Origin of the sequence: Bacillus sp. FSL M7-0003, assembly GCF_038628485.1 — a bacterium.
Classification (GTDB): Bacteria; Bacillota; Bacilli; order Bacillales; family Bacillaceae; genus Bacillus; species Bacillus safensis.
The window spans coordinates 1,508,430-1,525,900 of sequence record NZ_CP152024.1; the positions used below are offsets into that span (position 1 = coordinate 1,508,430).

The 17,471-nt window shown below is 43.3% G+C and carries 19 protein-coding genes; 18 read left to right on the forward strand and 1 reads right to left on the reverse strand.

Annotated features, from left to right (window positions below; genetic code table 11):
* The first annotated feature begins 76 nt into the window (after window positions 1-76).
* The 16 genes from MHI23_RS07650 (at window position 77) to spoVM (ending at window position 14,885) form a co-directional block, all read left to right on the forward strand.
* Window positions 77-952: a YicC/YloC family endoribonuclease gene (locus MHI23_RS07650; protein ID WP_034281735.1), complete on the forward strand. Its 876-nt coding sequence runs from the start codon at window positions 77-79 to the stop codon at window positions 950-952.
* Window positions 953-1,028: 76 nt separating this feature from the next.
* The gene (remA, locus tag MHI23_RS07655; protein ID WP_008344898.1) at window positions 1,029-1,298 is read left to right on the forward strand and encodes an extracellular matrix/biofilm regulator RemA; all 270 of its coding nucleotides are present in this window, start codon (window positions 1,029-1,031) and stop codon (window positions 1,296-1,298) included.
* A 9-nt stretch (window positions 1,299-1,307) separates the two neighbouring features.
* Window positions 1,308-1,922 (forward strand): guanylate kinase, encoded by a 615-nt coding sequence (gene gmk, locus MHI23_RS07660; RefSeq protein WP_024424214.1) that lies wholly within the window; start codon window positions 1,308-1,310, stop codon window positions 1,920-1,922.
* A 3-nt stretch (window positions 1,923-1,925) separates the two neighbouring features.
* Window positions 1,926-2,129 (forward strand): DNA-directed RNA polymerase subunit omega, encoded by a 204-nt coding sequence (gene rpoZ, locus MHI23_RS07665; RefSeq protein ID WP_003211647.1) that lies wholly within the window; start codon window positions 1,926-1,928, stop codon window positions 2,127-2,129.
* Between the two features lie 117 nt (window positions 2,130-2,246).
* Window positions 2,247-3,464 (forward strand): bifunctional phosphopantothenoylcysteine decarboxylase/phosphopantothenate--cysteine ligase CoaBC, encoded by a 1,218-nt coding sequence (gene coaBC, locus MHI23_RS07670; RefSeq protein WP_025092558.1) that lies wholly within the window; start codon window positions 2,247-2,249, stop codon window positions 3,462-3,464.
* Complete coding sequence (gene priA / locus MHI23_RS07675; protein WP_024424212.1) at window positions 3,461-5,869, forward strand: primosomal protein N'; 2,409 nt, start codon at window positions 3,461-3,463, stop codon at window positions 5,867-5,869. Before coaBC ends, priA begins: the two co-directional genes overlap by 4 nt.
* A 15-nt stretch (window positions 5,870-5,884) precedes the next feature.
* Window positions 5,885-6,367 carry a peptide deformylase gene (gene def, locus MHI23_RS07680; RefSeq protein WP_025092560.1) on the forward strand — a complete coding sequence of 161 codons (483 nt, stop codon included), beginning with the start codon at window positions 5,885-5,887 and terminating at the stop codon, window positions 6,365-6,367.
* A gap of 5 nt (window positions 6,368-6,372) precedes the next feature.
* A complete protein-coding gene (gene fmt, locus MHI23_RS07685) occupies window positions 6,373-7,326 on the forward strand; it encodes a methionyl-tRNA formyltransferase (RefSeq protein WP_024426956.1) in 954 nt (317 codons plus the stop codon).
* Window positions 7,313-8,656: a 16S rRNA (cytosine(967)-C(5))-methyltransferase RsmB gene (gene rsmB / locus MHI23_RS07690; RefSeq protein WP_342492419.1), complete on the forward strand. Its 1,344-nt coding sequence runs from the start codon at window positions 7,313-7,315 to the stop codon at window positions 8,654-8,656. Before fmt ends, rsmB begins: the two co-directional genes overlap by 14 nt.
* 3 nt (window positions 8,657-8,659) lie before the next feature.
* Entirely contained in the window at window positions 8,660-9,742 is a 1,083-nt protein-coding gene (gene rlmN, locus MHI23_RS07695) for a 23S rRNA (adenine(2503)-C(2))-methyltransferase RlmN (RefSeq protein WP_135031806.1), read from the forward strand.
* Window positions 9,743-9,745: 3 nt separating this feature from the next.
* Window positions 9,746-10,516 (forward strand): Stp1/IreP family PP2C-type Ser/Thr phosphatase, encoded by a 771-nt coding sequence (locus MHI23_RS07700; RefSeq protein ID WP_342492420.1) that lies wholly within the window; start codon window positions 9,746-9,748, stop codon window positions 10,514-10,516.
* A complete protein-coding gene (gene pknB, locus MHI23_RS07705) occupies window positions 10,510-12,465 on the forward strand; it encodes a Stk1 family PASTA domain-containing Ser/Thr kinase (protein WP_024426959.1) in 1,956 nt (651 codons plus the stop codon). The genes MHI23_RS07700 and pknB overlap by 7 nt, the downstream gene beginning before the upstream one ends.
* A gap of 12 nt (window positions 12,466-12,477) precedes the next feature.
* Window positions 12,478-13,374, forward strand: coding sequence for a ribosome small subunit-dependent GTPase A (gene rsgA / locus MHI23_RS07710; protein ID WP_024424205.1), 897 nt, complete (start codon window positions 12,478-12,480; stop codon window positions 13,372-13,374).
* Window positions 13,375-13,377: 3 nt separating this feature from the next.
* Window positions 13,378-14,028, forward strand: coding sequence for a ribulose-phosphate 3-epimerase (gene rpe, locus MHI23_RS07715; protein WP_024426961.1), 651 nt, complete (start codon window positions 13,378-13,380; stop codon window positions 14,026-14,028).
* A gap of 60 nt (window positions 14,029-14,088) precedes the next feature.
* A complete protein-coding gene (locus tag MHI23_RS07720; protein ID WP_034623660.1) occupies window positions 14,089-14,733 on the forward strand; it encodes a thiamine diphosphokinase in 645 nt (214 codons plus the stop codon).
* A 71-nt stretch (window positions 14,734-14,804) separates the two neighbouring features.
* Window positions 14,805-14,885 (forward strand): stage V sporulation protein SpoVM, encoded by an 81-nt coding sequence (gene spoVM / locus MHI23_RS07725; protein ID WP_008354550.1) that lies wholly within the window; start codon window positions 14,805-14,807, stop codon window positions 14,883-14,885.
* Window positions 14,886-14,954: 69 nt separating this feature from the next.
* On the opposite strand, the gene rpmB is transcribed toward spoVM, so the two are convergent.
* Window positions 14,955-15,143, reverse strand: a complete 189-nt coding sequence (rpmB, locus tag MHI23_RS07730) for a 50S ribosomal protein L28 (RefSeq protein ID WP_003212514.1) — start codon at window positions 15,141-15,143, stop codon at window positions 14,955-14,957.
* 271 nt (window positions 15,144-15,414) lie between these two features.
* Between rpmB and MHI23_RS07735 the strand changes: the two genes are divergently transcribed.
* Together MHI23_RS07735 and MHI23_RS07740 are read left to right on the forward strand one after the other, a co-directional pair.
* Window positions 15,415-15,777: an Asp23/Gls24 family envelope stress response protein gene (locus MHI23_RS07735; protein WP_008344871.1), complete on the forward strand. Its 363-nt coding sequence runs from the start codon at window positions 15,415-15,417 to the stop codon at window positions 15,775-15,777.
* A 15-nt stretch (window positions 15,778-15,792) separates the two neighbouring features.
* Entirely contained in the window at window positions 15,793-17,466 is a 1,674-nt protein-coding gene (locus MHI23_RS07740) for a DAK2 domain-containing protein (RefSeq protein WP_342492421.1), read from the forward strand.
* Window positions 17,467-17,471: the final 5 nt, after the last annotated feature.

The window sequence follows — 17,471 nt, forward strand, 5'->3', positions numbered from 1 at the left end:
TGGTATAATTTTGAGGTAATAGTGTCTGCTATTACCTTTTTCATTTTATTAATATGAAAGAATTGGGTGTTTTAACATGATACGCAGTATGACGGGATTCGGCCAAGCGAGTAAAACGGATGGAGAACTGACAGTGTCAGTTGAGCTAAAATCGGTCAATCACCGTTTTAAAGAGGTTCATGCCCGTTTGCCGAGGCCGCTTTTATATTTCGAAGATACATTAAAAAAGATCATTCTTCGTCACGTGCAGCGCGGTAGAATTGAGCTGTTTGTCACGATTGAAGGCGGTAAACTAGCAAGCCGGTCCTTACAGATCGACTGGCCGCTGCTTGATGAATACATGAAAGCCGCAAAAGACCTCGAGGAACGCTATCACATTTCAGGCATTCAGCATGCACATGACTTACTGGGGCTGGAGCTTGCCGTTCAGGTGGAAGAGTCAGCCAGCCGAAATGAACAGTTAGAGCAGCTGCTGATGGAAGCTTGCGAGGCTGCTGTCAAGGAGCTTTGCTTCATGAGAGAGCAAGAGGGAGCATCCCTTCAAAAAGACTGTGAACTGAGGCTTTCTGAACTAGAGGCCTATACAGAAGAAATCAAAGTCTTTGCACCAGAGGTTGTGAGTCAGTACAAAGAACGATTGAATCAGCGATTGCAAGAATGGATCGGAGAGGCGCTTGACGAGAGCAGACTGACTACAGAGGCAGCCATCTTTGCTGACCGGTGTGACATTACAGAAGAGATTACGAGATTAAAAAGTCATTTTCAGCAGTTTCAGCAAATCTTGCTGCAAGGCGGTGCTGCCGGCCGAAAACTTGACTTCCTTGTACAGGAGCTCAACCGTGAAGTGAACACCATTGGATCAAAAGCGAACCATCACCATTTAACAAAGCTGGTGGTTGAAATGAAAAGTGCTATTGAAAAAATAAAAGAACAAGTGCAAAATATAGAATAGTCATTGTGTATGCTGTTTACAGTGCGTCTCTTTCGGCGAGACTAGAGACGTTTATATTACAGGGGGACGAAAGAAGATGACCATAAAGTTGATCAATATCGGATTTGGAAACATCATTTCAGCGAATCGGATGATTTCGATCGTCAGTCCGGAATCAGCACCGATTAAACGAATGATACAAGACGCAAGAGATCGAGGCATGCTCATAGATGCTACATACGGAAGAAGAACCCGTGCTGTTGTCATTATGGACAGTGACCATGTCATCTTATCTGCCGTTCAGCCTGAGACTGTCGCGCAAAGACTTTCTGTAAAAGAAGAAATCATAGATGAAGGGCAGGGGTAATACGCCATTATGAAAGAAAGAGGACTTTTAATCGTTCTCTCTGGACCTTCGGGAGTTGGAAAAGGAACGGTCAGACAAGCCATTTTCTCCCAGGAAGATACGAAATTTGAATACTCTATTTCTGTGACGACACGCAAACCGCGTGAAGGTGAAAGAAATGGTGTCGATTATTTCTTTAAAACCAGGGAAGAATTTGAACATATGATTGAAAACAAAAAGCTGTTAGAATGGGCAGAGTACGTCGGGAATTACTACGGCACGCCTGTTGACTATGTAGAACAGACATTAAGTGAAGGAAAAGATGTTTTCCTTGAAATTGAAGTGCAAGGTGCACTTCAAGTAAGAGAAGCATTTCCGGAAGGTCTTTTTATTTTCCTTGCACCGCCTAGTCTTTCAGAACTTCAAAACCGCATCATTACACGCGGTACAGAGTCTGAGGAGCTCATTCGAAACCGAATGGCCGCTGCGAAAGAAGAAATTGAAATGATGGATGCTTATGACTATGTCGTTGAAAACGATGATGTCGAGCTTGCTTGTGAAAGAATCAAAGCGATCGTCCTTGCAGAACACCTGCGCAGAGACAGAGTCGCACCGAGATATAAAAAAATGCTGGGGGTAGAATAAACCATGTTAGATCCTTCAATTGACTCATTGATGAACAAACTTGATTCAAAATATACACTTGTAACAGTGTCTGCACGCCGTGCACGTGAAATGCAGATCCACCAAGATCAGCAGATTGAAAACACAAAGTCTTACAAATTCGTAGGCAAAGCACTAGAAGAAATCGACGCTGGTCTTTTGACATTTGAAAAAGAGGATCAAGAATAACACATCGCTTCTGCAATGCAGATACGATACGTTCAAAAAAGTCAAAACTATGATTGGTTTTGACTTTTTTGAATTGTAGACGAATTTGTGAAAAAGGCCGTTAAGGGGGACAAATAAATGTTACAGTCAAAAAATATTTTGCTCGGTGTCAGCGGAGGAATCGCCGTATATAAAGCAGCAGCACTTACTAGTAAACTCGTACAAGCAGGCGCAAATGTCAGAGTGATTATGACGGAATCTGCTCGTGAGTTTGTGTCTCCGCTAACCTTTCAAGCTCTGTCTAGGCATGAGGTATATGTAGATACATTCAAAGAAAACAATCCAAGAGTCATTGCGCATATTGACGTAGCTGACTGGGCCGATCTCATTCTTGTTGCCCCTGCAACAGCACATACGATTGGTAAAATGGCCGCTGGACTTGCAGATGATATGCTGACGACGACTTTGCTTGCTTCAACAGCGCCTGTATGGATCGCACCAGCCATGAATGTGCATATGTACGATCACCCCGCTGTGAAACGGAACATTCGCACATTATATGAAGACGGCTACCGGTTTATTGAGCCAAGTGAAGGTTATTTAGCCTGCGGTTACATTGGAAAAGGGCGACTAGAAGAGCCTGAAAAAATTGTGGAACACATCCGGGCCTTTTTTGATGAGCCAAAAAGCTTACCGCTCTCAGGAAAAAAAGTCGTGGTGACAGCAGGTCCTACACGTGAAGTCATCGATCCTGTCCGATTCTTTACAAATCGTTCTAGTGGAAAAATGGGCTATGCGATCGCAGAGGCTGCTCAGCAAATGGGGGCAGATGTTACGCTGATTTCTGGACCTGTTTCTTTAACTGAACCTGACCATGTACATGTAGTGCACGTTGAATCAGCTGAAGATATGTATCAAGCTGCGCTAGATGTATACGGAGAAGCTGATCTTGTCATAAAATCAGCAGCTGTCGCCGATTACACCCCTGTCACGACATATGCTCATAAAATGAAAAAACAGGACGGCACACTGGACATTGAATTCACCCGGACAAAAGATATTTTAAAAGAGCTAGGGAAAAGAAAAGAGCATCAAGTGCTGATCGGATTTGCAGCTGAAACGCAGGATGTAGAATATTATGCGAAAAAGAAAATTGAATCCAAGCACCTAGATATGATTGTGGCCAATAACGTCACTAAAGAAGGTGCAGGATTTGGCACAGATACAAATGTGGCAGCGATCATCAAAGCAGATGGAACGAAAAAAGAGCTGCCGATGATGAGCAAAAAAGACCTCGCTTTTGAAATTTTAAAGGAGGCAATACAGCTGCTTCCAGAAGAGCGTGATCGCGCATGATTGCTGAAGTCATTGTAGATGTCACAACGAAAGCCATTGACCGGCCATTTGATTACCGTGTACCAGATCGATTCAAAGATCTCGTCAAAGCGGGAATGAGGGTGGTCGTTCCCTTTGGCCCGCGGAAGATTCAAGGGTTTGTGACAAAAGTCAAAGAGGAAACAGACATCAAGACAGGAAGCATCAAAGAGATAGTCGATTTATTTGATTTATCACCTGTTCTGACAGATGAGCTGCTGGAGCTTTCCCACTGGCTGACGGAAAAAACATTGTCCTATCATATTACGGCACTTCAATCGATGCTGCCCGCAGCCATGAAGGCAAAGTATGAAAAAGAAATACAGGTGCTATCAGAGGAAGAACTTCCGCAGTCATTGAAAGAGCTTTTCGGTCAGCGTGAGAGCATTCTTTATGCTGACATCCCGGCTGAACAATTAAAACAGATTCAAAAGCATGTCCAAAAAGGTCATCTAGAGGTGAGATATCATGTCTCGCAAAAATCTGGAAAGAAAAAGGTCCGCATGCTCCAGTTGGCTGTATCGAAAGAAAAACTTGAAGAAAAGCAGCAGCAGCTAAAAAAAAATGCGGTAAAACAAAAGGCACTGATCTCTTACTTGCTTCAAGCGGGAGAGACAACCTTTTTAGCGAAAGACTTGCAGCAGCAAACAGGCGCGAGTTCTCAAACGCTTAAAACCTTTATTCAAGAAGGGCTGTTAACAGAAAGCTATGAAGAGGTCTACCGGGATCCTTACCGTGACCGGGAGTTTACACCATCTGCATCACTTGATCTCACGCCTGAGCAAAGAGAGGCGGCAAAACATATTCATCAAGCGGTCAGTGAGGATCAGCACGAAACCTTTTTGCTGCACGGAGTGACAGGAAGCGGCAAAACGGAGATTTACTTGCAGACAATTGATCATGTTCTTCAAAAAGGGAAAGAAGCGATCGTTTTAGTTCCTGAAATTTCATTAACCCCTCAAATGGTGCAGCGATTTAAAGAACGATTTGGCTCAAATGTGGCTGTTCTTCACAGCGGCTTATCGACAGGAGAAAAATATGATGAATGGCGGAAGATTCATCGCAAGGAAGTCAAGCTTGTCGTTGGCGCAAGATCTGCTGTTTTCGCTCCATTTGAAAATTTAGGCATGATTATTATAGATGAAGAGCACGAATCCTCTTATAAACAAGAAGAAATGCCTCGTTACCATGCCAAGGATGTCGCCATTGAACGAGCAGTGCGGCATCAATGTCCAGTCGTATTAGGCAGTGCAACACCTTCACTTGAAACCTATGCACGTGCGAAAAAAGGCGTTTATACATTGCTGCCGCTCAAGCACCGCGTCAACCAGCAGCAGCTGCCGCACGTTTCGTTAATTGATATGAGAGAGGAACTAAGAAATGGCAACCGCTCCATGTTCTCAGAAGAATTAATGATCAGGTTAAAGGAAGTGCTTGAAAGAAAAGAACAAGCCGTTTTATTTCTGAACAAAAGAGGCTATTCATCCTTTGTGATGTGCCGTGATTGCGGATATGTGGAGCAATGTCCTCATTGTGAAATTTCTCTCACCTATCACCGCTATCAAAAACGGCTGAAGTGCCATTATTGTGGTCACGAAGCTCCAGTACCTTCTGAATGTCCAGAATGTCACAGTGAGCATATTCGCTACTTTGGGACTGGCACGCAGCGAGTAGAAGAGGAACTGACAAAGGTGTTGCCTGAGGCGCGTGTGATCCGAATGGATGTGGATACAACGTCTCGTAAAGGTGCTCACGAAAAGCTTCTTACGTCTTTTGGCAATAAAGAAGCGGACATTTTGCTCGGGACGCAGATGATTGCAAAGGGGCTGGATTTCCCAGATGTCACACTTGTTGGTGTTCTCAGTGCGGATACATCCCTTCACATCCCTGATTTTCGTTCAAGTGAAAAAACATTTCAGCTTCTCACGCAGGTCAGCGGCAGGGCAGGGCGCCATGAAAAAGCGGGCTCGGTTATTATTCAATCGTATACACCTTCTCACTATAGTATTGAATTAACGAAGCAGCATGACTACGAAGCCTTTTATGAACAGGAGATGCTGCATCGCCGCCACCAGTCCTATCCGCCTTATTACTTTTTGGCGATGGTGACAGTGTCACACGAAGAAGTGACGAAGGCAGCGCATGTTACTGACCAAATTGTCCAGTTCCTAAAAATGAACTGTGCACCGAATACTCGAATCCTTGGTCCAGCGGCATCGCCAATCGCTAAGATCAAAGATAGATATCGGTATCAATGCGTGATAAAATACAAAAGGGAAAATGAACTGGCAAGTTTACTACGGAAAATACAAGACCATTATCAAAAGGAAATGGAACAAAAACAATTGATGATTTCAATAGATATGAATCCATATATGATGATGTAAAACGGAGGGCTGTAAGTGGCAGTAAAACCAATAGTCATACATCCGGCAGAAGTGCTTGAACAAAAGACAGAGCGCGTCGAGACGTTCGATAAAAAGCTTAAAAAACTGCTGGATGATATGTATGATACAATGCTTGAGCTGGATGGAGTTGGACTAGCAGCACCACAAATCGGTATTTCAAAAAGAATCGCTGTTGTAGATATCGGAGAAGAATCTGGCAGAATTGACTTAGTGAACCCCGAGGTGCTTGAAGTAGAAGGAAGCCAGACAGATATTGAAGGCTGCCTGAGCTTTCCATCTTTATACGGCACTGTAGAGAGACCGAACTATGTGAAGGTAAAAGCCTTTGATAAGAAAGGTAAACCATTTACAATAGAAGCAGACGGATTTTTAGCAAGAGCTTTATTGCACGAAATTGATCATTTAGACGGCATTTTATTTACGTCAAAAATCATTGAAACGTATACAGAAAAAGAACTTGCGGAAATGGAAGGGTGAAGAAAATGGCACGTATCGTATTTATGGGAACCCCTGATTTCTCAGTACCTGTGCTGCAAACACTGATAACAGAAGGATACGAAGTGGTAGGGGTTGTCACGCAGCCAGACCGCCCAAAAGGAAGAAAACGAGTGCTCACACCGCCTCCTGTAAAAGTGGAAGCCTTAAAGCACGGCATTCCTGTGTTGCAGCCTGAAAAGGTGCGCCTTGATGAAGAAATTGATAAGGTGCTTGCATTACAGCCGGATTTAATCGTCACAGCGGCATTTGGACAAATCTTACCAAAGCGATTACTCGATGAACCTAAGTTTGGCTGTATCAATGTTCATGCCTCGCTCCTGCCAGAACTAAGAGGCGGCGCGCCGATCCATTATGCGATCCTTCAAGGCAAAAAGAAAACAGGCGTTACCATCATGTACATGGTGGAAAGACTTGATGCAGGTGACATGATCAGTAAAGTAGAAGTAGAAATCGATGAATTAGACAATGTCGGAACATTGCATGATAAATTAAGTGCAGCTGGTGCCACGCTGCTAAAAGATACGGTGCCAAATGTTCTAAGCGGGTCTATTTCTCCAATTCCGCAAAATGAAGAAGCGGCCACATACGCACCAAATATTAAGCGGGAGCAAGAAAGATTAGACTGGACAAAAACCGGTGAAGAGCTTTACAACCAAGTTCGCGGGCTAAATCCTTGGCCAGTTGCCTATACTGAATGGAACGGCGCTCATCTAAAAGTATGGGAAGCGAAAAAGGTTCCGCTTCAAGCGCAAGAAGAACCTGGGAAAGTGATTGAGCTTCAAAAAGAAGGTCCGGTCATTGCAACGGGTAATGAGCAAGGCCTTTTATTAACAGGTGTGCAGCCAGCTGGTAAGAAAAAAATGAGCGGCGAAGACTTCTTAAGAGGCGCAAATATCGAAATTGGACAGAAATTAGGGCTAATGAATGAAGAAAAGTAATGTGAGAGAAGTAGCGCTGGACGCTTTAATCAAACTCGAACAAAATCAAGCTTACAGTAATTTGCTGTTGCAGTCAGTCATGAAAGATAAAGACTTAGCTGATCAGGACAAACCGCTGTTAACAGAGCTTGTATATGGTACACTGCAAAATAAGCTGGCATTAGATTATATGCTGATGCCCTTTGTGAAAAAACCGCAAAAGGTCGCTCCATGGGTGATGCAGCTTTTGCGGATGTCTCTTTATCAAATGGTGTATCTTGAAAAAATACCAGATCGTGCAGCCATTCATGAAGCTGTCGAGCTAACGAAAAAGCGCGGGCACAAAGGCATTTCTTCACTTGTGAACGGTGTTCTTCGTTCCGTGCAAAGAGAAGGCGTTCCGTCATTTGATGCGATCAAAGATCCCGTAAAGCGGCTGTCCATTGAGACAAGCCACCCATTATGGCTTGTGCAGGAGTGGGTTCAGGCGTACGGGTTTGAAGCGGCAGAAAGCATGTGCCGCATTCATTTAGTCCCGCCAAAGCAAACCCTTCGTGTCAATCGAATGAAAATTGACCGCACGGCGCTGCAGCAAAAACTAATGGATGCAGGCATTGAAACGGAGCTTGGCGACTTATCTGAAGATGCACTTAAGCTCATGAAAGGGTCCATCGTCTCAACCCCTTCTTTTCAAGAAGGCTATGTGACGATACAAGATGAAAGCTCGATGCTTGTCGCAAGAGCGCTCGACCCTCAGCCGGGAGAAACGGTGCTTGACGCCTGTGCGGCTCCTGGCGGAAAATCAACACATATTGCAGAACGTATGAACGATGAGGGCAAAATTGTTTCACTTGATTTACATGAACACAAAGTGAAACTCATCAATCAAGCAGCAAAACGTCTAAACCTTACTCACATTGAGGCAAAAGCACTTGATGCAAGGAAAGCGGCAGACTATTACAGCGAAGCTTCGTTTGACCGTATACTCATTGATGCACCGTGTTCCGGTTTTGGCGTCATTAGACGCAAACCAGATATGAAATATACAAAGTCACAAGAAGACTCAGCAAGGCTTGCGGCTATCCAGCAGGCCATTTTAAAGGAAGCGGCCCCGCTTTTAAAACCGGGCGGAACCCTTGTATACAGTACGTGTACAATGGACCCAACAGAAAATCAACAAGTGATTCATGCGTTTTTACAAGAACACCAAGACTTCGAACCCGATCTATCTCTTAATGAACGGCTGCCTGAGCAGGTTGCTCCGTTTGTTCAAAACGGAAGTGTACAAATCCTTCCTCATTATTTCGGAACAGATGGTTTCTTTATTTGCAGCATGAGAAAGAAGGGATAAAAAATGACAGAACAAAAAGTAAGAAAAGAACTGAAGACAGAAATGCCGTCGATCTACTCATTTGAGCTTCACGAAATGAAAGAATGGTTAAAAGAACAAGGCGAAAAGCCTTTCCGCGCAGCCCAAATTTTCGAGTGGCTTTATGAGAAACGTGTGACATCCTTTGACGATATGTCTAACCTTTCAAAGGATTTAAGAGAAAAATTAAAAAATCAATTTGCGATCACCACATTAAAAACTGTGATCAAACAAACGTCTCAAGACGGAACGATCAAGTTTTTATTTGAATTACATGATGGCTATACGATTGAAACAGTACTGATGCGCCACGAATACGGCAACTCTGTCTGTGTCACAACTCAGGTTGGCTGCCGAATCGGCTGTACATTCTGTGCATCTACACTTGGCGGGTTAAAACGAAACCTTGAAGCAGGAGAAATCGTTGCTCAAGTATTGAAAGTGCAGCAGGCACTTGACGAAACAGAAGAGAGAGTCAGCTCGGTTGTCATCATGGGAATTGGCGAACCGTTTGATAACTTTGACGAAATGCTTGCCTTCCTTAAAATCATCAACCATGACAACGGCTTAAATATTGGCGCGCGTCATATTACAGTGTCGACAAGCGGAATCATTCCAAAGATCTATCAATTCGCTGATGAGCAAATGCAAATCAATTTTGCTGTCTCTCTGCATGCACCGAACACAGAGATCAGAAGCCGTCTGATGCCGATCAATAAAGCATATAAGCTGCCGAAATTAATGGAAGCCATTGAATACTACATTCAAAAAACGGGTAGACGTGTCAGCTTTGAATACGGCCTGTTTGGCGGAGTAAATGATCAAGTGCATCATGCAGAAGAGCTTGCAGACTTATTAAAAGGAATCAAGTGCCACGTGAACCTCATTCCGGTGAACTATGTACCGGAAAGGGATTATGTAAGAACACCGAGAGAACAAATCTTCCTATTTGAAAAAACGCTGAAAGAACGCGGCGTAAACGTAACAATTAGACGAGAGCAAGGCCATGACATTGATGCTGCTTGCGGTCAGCTAAGAGCGAAGGAGCGTCAGGAAGAGACGAGGTGACGAATGTTGATAAGGGCAGCCTTTCAAACCGATACAGGAAAAGTCCGTCAGCATAATGAAGATGATGCAGGTATTTTTGAAGCAAAAGAAGACACCCTTCTAGCTGTTGTAGCAGATGGAATGGGAGGTCATCTTGCTGGTGATGTCGCCAGCAGGATGGCCGTCTCTTCTTTAAAAGAATACTGGGAAGAAACACCTTCAATTCCAGCAAAACCAGCAGAGCAAGAAAGCTGGTTAATCTCAAAAATAAGTGACATTAATGATCAAGTATATGAACATGCGAAAAACAATGAGGAGTGCCAAGGAATGGGGACAACCATTGTTTGTGCGCTCGTTCATTTGCAAACGGTCACAATTGCCCATATTGGCGACAGCCGCTGCTACTTGCTAAGAGAAGGAGCACTGACCCAGCTAACAGATGACCATTCACTTGTAAATGAGCTTGTGAAAACAGGTGAAATTTCTAAAGAGGATGCAGAATATCATCCAAGAAAAAATGTGCTTACGAAAGCATTAGGAACAGATAAACACGTTCAAATCGATGCACATACCTTTGAAGTGGACCCAGGAGATCAAATCCTGCTTTGCTCAGATGGTTTATCAAATAAAGTAGAAGAAGAGAATTTGATTCATATTTTAAACCAAACGACCGCACCAGATGAAAAAGTAACAGCATTAATCCAAACAGCGAATGACAACGGCGGTGAAGATAACATTACAGCAGTATTGTTAGAAATCTCCTCCCAGCCAGAGGAGGGTGACAGCAAGTGTTGATCGGAAAACGGATCAGCGGCCGTTATCAGATTCTTCGCGTCATAGGCGGAGGCGGAATGGCAAACGTTTATTTGGCGGAGGATATGATTTTAGATCGCGAAGTCGCGATTAAAATTTTGCGCTTTGACTTTGCAAGCGATGATGATTTTATTAGACGTTTCCGGCGCGAGGCGCAGTCAGCCGCAAGTTTAGATCATTCAAATATTGTCAGCATCTACGATGTAGGGGAAGAAGATGACATTTATTATATTGTCATGGAATATGTCGAGGGGATGACGCTGAAAGAATACATACATGCCAATGGCCCGCTTCATCCGAAAGAAGCCGTTCGCATTATGGAGCAAGTGGTTGCGGCAATGGAAGAAGCCCATGCAAAGCAGCTCGTCCACCGGGACATTAAGCCTCACAATATTTTAATAGACAACATGGGGAATATTAAAGTCACTGATTTTGGGATTGCCATTGCACTCAGCTCAGCGACCATCACCCACACAAATTCGGTTCTAGGATCCGTGCACTATTTGTCTCCAGAGCAAGCCCGCGGAGGTCTTGCGACGAAAAAGTCAGACATCTATTCACTTGGAATTGTGCTCTATGAACTCATTTCTGGACGCATGCCATTTGAAGGGGAATCAGCTGTCAGTGTTGCGCTGAAGCATTTGCAATCAGAGCCGCCATCTGTAAGAAGGTGGAATCCTTCTGTTCCACAAAGCGTGGAAAACATCATTTTAAAGGCAATGGCCAAAGATCCATTTTATCGATATGAAGATGCATCTGAAATGCAAAAAGATCTGCAAACTGCTTTCGACCCTTCAAGACTAAAAGAAAAACGCTTTGTCATTGAAGAGGATCATGAAGCAACGAAAGCGATCCCAATCATTCAAGATCACCAAGTCGATCAAGACAATGAAAAAACAGCTGTCCATCCGGTGCAAAAACCGAAGAAAAAAGAGAAACAAAAGCCGAAAAAGAAACGAAAAAAATGGCCGTGGGTTGTGGCTTCCATCCTGTTTATTCTAACTGCTGCGACCATTTTAGCTATCACTGTGTTTCCCGGACTGCTCTTTCCAAAAGATGTTGAGGTCTCTGATGTATCTGGCATGACGATTGAAAAAGCAGAGGACACCTTGAAGAAAGCCGGCTTTACCGTTGCCTCTGAACCAATTGAGATCGCTGATGAAAAAATTGAAAAAGGGCTTGTCGTCAAAACAGACCCGAAAATCGGCACAAAGGTAAAAGAAGGAACCGAGATTCAGCTTTACCAAAGTACTGGCAAAGAAAAGACCGAATTACCTGATGTAACAGGTGAAAAGGTCGATAAAGCAAAAGAATTATTAGAGAAAAAAGGGTTTAAGCAAGTTGTTGTGGAGGAAGTAAATGATAATGACACCGAATCTGGAATTGTCATGGAACAGAAACCTTCAGCGAGTACTGAGCTTGTGGCAGCAGATGAAGAAGTGACGTTGACGGTCAGCATAGGTCCTGCCGATATTACTTTGCGGGATTTAACGACATATAGTAAACAGGCTGCATCGAATTATTTAGAGGATAACGGATTAAAGCTTGATGAAAAAGAAGCGTATTCTGATGATGTACCAAAAGGTGAGGTCATGAAGCAGGAGCCAGGAGCAGGTACTGCTGTGAAACCAGGGGATACGGTTAAGATCACCTTCTCACTCGGACCGAAGAAAAAACCGGCTAAAACGGTAACTGAGAAGATTGCCATCCCGTATGAGCCAGTCACTGAAGGGCAAGAGATGACCGTTCAGATTTCCATTGACGATGCTGAGCATAGCATTTCTGATTCATATGAAACCTTTAACATCACTGCACCAACTGAACGGACCATTAAATTTAAGATTGAACCGGGTCAAAAAGGATACTATCAAGTGACGGTTGATGATAAAGTCGTAAGCTCTAAAACAATCGAATACCCTGACGATGAATAAAGGAGGGACTTTATGCCTGAGGGCAAAATTATTAAAGCATTAAGCGGATTTTATTATGTGCTCGATGAGTCTCTAGAAAGTGGAAAAGTGATTCAGTGCAGAGCGAGAGGCATTTTTCGAAAAAACAAAATCACACCTCTAGTTGGAGATTATGTCGTATATCAAGCGGATAACGATAAAGAAGGCTATTTATTAGAAGTAAAAGAGCGGACAAACGAACTTGTTCGTCCGCCTATTAGTAACGTCGATCAAGCGGTGCTCGTTTTCTCTGCGACAGAACCGACCTTTAGCACATCGCTTTTAGACAGATTTCTAGTGCTGGTGGAAGCAAATGATATTAAGCCGATTATCTGTATCACAAAAATGGACTTATTGAAAACAGATGAAGAGCGTGAAAGTATTCAAGGCTATGCAGAGGACTATCGGCAAATTGGATATGATGTTCATGTAACATCCACGATCGAGGGAGACGGAATTGAAAAGCTGACCCCGCATTTTCACAATAAAATCACTGTATTTGCCGGTCAGTCTGGTGTAGGTAAGTCCTCTCTTTTAAATGCGATGAGTCCTGATTTGGCGCTGAAAACCAATGATATTTCCTCTCATCTTGGAAGGGGGAAGCATACGACAAGACATGTCGAACTCATTCGTACAGCAGAAGGGCTCATTGCAGATACACCTGGCTTTAGCTCGCTCGAATTTACCGGCATTGAAGCGGAAGATTTAGGCCTTTACTTTTTAGAAATCAAAGAGCGGAGTGCAGATTGTAAGTTTAGAGGCTGTCTGCACGTGAAAGAGCCTGGCTGTGCGGTAAAAGGCGCGGTCGAACAAGAGCAAATCAGAGCGTATCGCTATCAGCATTATTTAGAGTTTTTAACTGAAATCAAAGACAGAAAGCCGAGGTACTAACTCATGGTTTATATTGCCCCTTCCATTTTATCAGCAGATTTCGCCAATTTGGAGAAAGATATCCGTGATGTGGAACAAGGCGGAGCGGATTACATTCATATCGATGTGATGGACGGCCATTTTGTACCGAATATCACATTTGGACCGAATGTTGTGGAAGCGATCAGACCGCATACAAAGCTGCCGCTCGATGTTCACTTAATGATTGAGCAGCCAGACCGGTATATTCCTGCATTCGCAAAAGCAGGTGCTGACATTATTTCTGTCCATGTAGAAGCTTGTCCGCACTTGCACCGCACGATACAGCACATAAAAGAACAAGGTGTAAAAGCAGGTGTCGTCTTGAACCCGCACACACCTGTTTCTCAGATTGAGCATGTATTAGAGGACGTAGACCTTGTCTTATTCATGACGGTGAATCCTGGTTTTGGCGGACAGGCGTTCATTCCATCTGTCCTCGAGAAGGTAAAAGAAGTGAAGACCCTTAGCGAACAAAAGGGCTTATCAGACTTACTCATAGAAATAGACGGCGGTGTCAATGTAGAGACTGCAAAGAGCTGTAAAGAGGCGGGCGCTAACTTACTTGTGGCCGGCTCAGCGGTATACGGTAAAAACAACCGTGCAGCCGCCATTCAGGCCATTCGAGAAGCGTAAAAAAAGGAACCAAAGTCACTCTGATCTTTGGTTCTTTTTACATGGAGAGGAGCGTATATCATGCACATACATATCGTAGCCGGCGGTCCTTTTGAATACATCCCGCCCCTTGAACAGGAAGCATCACAGGACGATATTCTCTGGGTCGGTGTAGACCGGGGGACGCTTTTTTTACTAGAACACGGCATCATGCCTGCCAAGGCTTTTGGTGATTTTGACAGTGTGACAGAAGAAGAGCTTTGTGAGCTGAAAAAGAAATTGCCTGCCTTGAATGTATTTCAGGCTGAAAAGGATGAAACCGATTTAGAGCTTGCGCTGAACTGGGCCATGCGCCAGCACCCAGCGCATATTCACATCTACGGCATTACAGGAGGAAGAGCTGATCACTTTCTAGGAAATATTCACCTTCTATATCAAGGCATTCAGCACAAGCAGAACATCACTCTTGTAGATAAGCAAAATATCATTCAAATGTTTGGACCTGGTACATACGAAATAAAAGAAGACCCTGATAAAAAATATGTGTCGTTCCTGCCCTTTGGTACATCGATTGAAAAGCTGACATTAAAAGGTTTCAAATATCCTCTGAAAAATTGTCATATTGAGCCTGGTTCCACACTATGTATTAGTAACGAACTCATCCACTCAAGTGGTACTTTTTCTTTTCATGAAGGCATATTAATAATGGTAAGAAGCAAAGATTGACCAACCTATCAATGTGGATGGCTGATTAAGCTCAATTGTGCTGCAAGCGGTACTTTTAGGAGGGGGACAAAATGAAATTTTATACAATCAAACTGCCTAGATTTCTTGGCGGCATTGTCCGTGCGATGCTTGGTTCATTTAAAAAAGATTAATGAGTAATCTCCTTTATTTCCACATAAAAACGCCTGCTACAGTTTATTGTAGCAGGCGTTTACTCTTGCTTATACACGCTCAACTTTACCAGATTTCAAAGCTCGAGCTGATACATATACTCTTTTAGGCTTACCGTCCACTAGAATACGAACTTTTTGAAGGTTCGCGCCCCATGTACGTTTTGTAGAGTTCATTGCGTGAGAACGGTTGTTCCCAGCTTTTGTTTTTCTGCCTGTAATAACGCATTTACGTGCCATTTGTTTCCCTCCTAACTGCGAAAACATCATCATATTCTTCATATACGTACTTAGAGATGCCTCAAGATACTTTAATAATTTACCACAGCTTCAAGGGGTTTGCAAGGATTGTTTACTCCTCTTTCAAGAAAAATACCTTGACATCTTGATAAAAAATCAAGGCTATAGTATAAGTAGGATTGGGTCGGATTGAATGATTTCTTTTAAAAAGAAGGGTCTTATAGTAAAATAGTGATAACTCAGGGCAATTTCTCAAAAAGGGGGAACCAATGTGTCCATTGAACTTAGAACGAAATACGGACAAATTGATATATCAAATGAAGTCATTGCAATGGTGGCAGGAGGCGCTGCGATCGATTGCTATGGTATTGTTGGCATGGCGTCCAAAAATCAAATCAAGGACGGCTTGACGGATATTCTCCGCAAAGAGAACTTCAGCCGGGGTGTTCTTGTGCGTCAAAAAGAAGACCGCATTCATATTGATATGTACATCATCGTAAGCTACGGTACAAAAATATCAGAAGTCGCACATAATGTTCAAACGAAAGTCAAATACACGATTCATCACACAATTGGACTTTCTGTTGACTCGGTCAACATTTATGTACAAGGAGTAAAAGTTACGAACCCGTAGTAAGGAGGAAATATATTGTCTATTAGAAATCTTGATGGCCGCTCATTTGCAAAAATGATTCTTGCAGGTGCTCACCATCTTTCTCAAAACGCACAAATTGTTGATGCGTTAAATGTTTTTCCAGTGCCAGATGGAGACACGGGGACAAATATGAATTTGTCGATGACTTCAGGGGCAAAAGCAGTTGAAGAAACAAATACCGATCATATTGGGAAGGTCGGCGTGGCCCTCTCGAAAGGGTTATTGATGGGCGCAAGAGGAAACTCTGGCGTGATCCTGTCACAGCTCTTTAGAGGTTTCAGTAAACATATTGAACAAAAAGAAACGATTGATGCAAAAGAATTTGCTCTTGCCTTACAGGCGGGTGTTGATACAGCATATAAAGCCGTGATGAAACCGATTGAAGGAACGATCTTAACAGTTGCAAAGGATGCAGCAAAGAAAGCGGTTGCTGTTTCGGCAGCAGAGGATCAAATTGACCGCGTTCTAGAGTTAACGATTGAGGAAGCAAGAGCATCACTTGATCGAACGCCAGATCTGCTTCCTGTCTTAAAAGAAGTGGGTGTTGTCGATAGTGGAGGTAAAGGACTTCTATGCGTATATGAAGGTTTCCTTGCTTCATTAAGAGGAGAAGAGCTTCCTCCTAAAGCGGCTTCTTTACCTACGTTAAAAGAGCTCGTTAGTGCAGAGCATCATAAAAGTGCGCAAAGCCATATGAACACAGAAGATATCGAATTTGGCTACTGTACTGAATTTATGGTGAAATTTGAAGAAGACAAACAGTCCTTTGATGAGAATGCCTTCAGACAAGACTTAAGTGAATTCGGAGATTCACTTCTTGTGGTGTCTGACGATACACTGGCGAAAGTTCATATTCATGCAGAGCAGCCAGGAGATGTCTTATCCTATGCACAGCGCTACGGCAGCTTAATTAATATGAAAATAGAAAACATGAGAGAGCAGCATAGCTCAATCGTAAACGAAGAAAGAGAACACGCACCTGCTGCACCAAAAGCACCTGCTGCTGAAAAACAGCGCTTTGGCGTCGTCAGTGTCGCAATGGGAGAAGGAATTGCTGACTTGTTCAAAAGTATCGGAGCTTCCGTCGTCATTGAAGGCGGACAGACGATGAATCCGAGCACAGAAGACATTGTCACAGCAATAGAAAGCGTACATGCCGAAACCGTCTTTATCTTACCTAATAATTCTAATATTGTCATGGCAGCTAAACAGGCGGCAACTGTCTCAAACCGTGAGGTCGTTGTCATTCCGACGAAGACCGTTCCTCAAGGAATGTCGGCACTTCTTTCTCTCAATGAAACAGCTTCAAATGAAGACAACGAAAGAGCGATGCTAGAAGCGATTGACCATGTGAAAAGCGGGCAAATTACCTTTGCAGTAAGAGATACTCAAATTGATGGAATCGACATTGCGAAAGGTGACTATATGGGTCTGTTCAACGGGAAAATCACGTTAACAGCGAAAAATCAATTAGATGCAGCAAAAGAACTTCTTACCAAAATGGTGACAGAAGATGATGAGATTGTCACCATCATTAAAGGGGAAGATGCATCATCTGATGAGCTGGATGCACTGCAAGCCTTTATTGAAGAAACATTTGAAGATGTAGAAGTTGAAGTCCACGATGGAAAACAGCCGCTTTATTCATATATTTTGGCGGTTGAATAACGAAA

Coding starts and splice junctions, on each gene's coding strand:
- rpoZ (WP_003211647.1), top strand. CDS start 1,926: ATGTTAGATCCTTCAATTGACTCATTGATGAACAAACTTGATTCAAAA.
- rpe (WP_024426961.1), top strand. CDS start 13,378: ATGGTTTATATTGCCCCTTCCATTTTATCAGCAGATTTCGCCAATTTG.
- gmk (WP_024424214.1), top strand. CDS start 1,308: ATGAAAGAAAGAGGACTTTTAATCGTTCTCTCTGGACCTTCGGGAGTT.
- MHI23_RS07700 (WP_342492420.1), top strand. CDS start 9,746: ATGTTGATAAGGGCAGCCTTTCAAACCGATACAGGAAAAGTCCGTCAG.
- rlmN (WP_135031806.1), top strand. CDS start 8,660: ATGACAGAACAAAAAGTAAGAAAAGAACTGAAGACAGAAATGCCGTCG.
- coaBC (WP_025092558.1), top strand. CDS start 2,247: ATGTTACAGTCAAAAAATATTTTGCTCGGTGTCAGCGGAGGAATCGCC.
- rpmB (WP_003212514.1), bottom strand. CDS start 15,143: ATGGCACGTAAATGCGTTATTACAGGCAGAAAAACAAAAGCTGGGAAC.
- MHI23_RS07720 (WP_034623660.1), top strand. CDS start 14,089: ATGCACATACATATCGTAGCCGGCGGTCCTTTTGAATACATCCCGCCC.
- spoVM (WP_008354550.1), top strand. CDS start 14,805: ATGAAATTTTATACAATCAAACTGCCTAGATTTCTTGGCGGCATTGTC.
- rsmB (WP_342492419.1), top strand. CDS start 7,313: ATGAAGAAAAGTAATGTGAGAGAAGTAGCGCTGGACGCTTTAATCAAA.
- fmt (WP_024426956.1), top strand. CDS start 6,373: ATGGCACGTATCGTATTTATGGGAACCCCTGATTTCTCAGTACCTGTG.
- rsgA (WP_024424205.1), top strand. CDS start 12,478: ATGCCTGAGGGCAAAATTATTAAAGCATTAAGCGGATTTTATTATGTG.
- priA (WP_024424212.1), top strand. CDS start 3,461: ATGATTGCTGAAGTCATTGTAGATGTCACAACGAAAGCCATTGACCGG.
- MHI23_RS07650 (WP_034281735.1), top strand. CDS start 77: ATGATACGCAGTATGACGGGATTCGGCCAAGCGAGTAAAACGGATGGA.
- remA (WP_008344898.1), top strand. CDS start 1,029: ATGACCATAAAGTTGATCAATATCGGATTTGGAAACATCATTTCAGCG.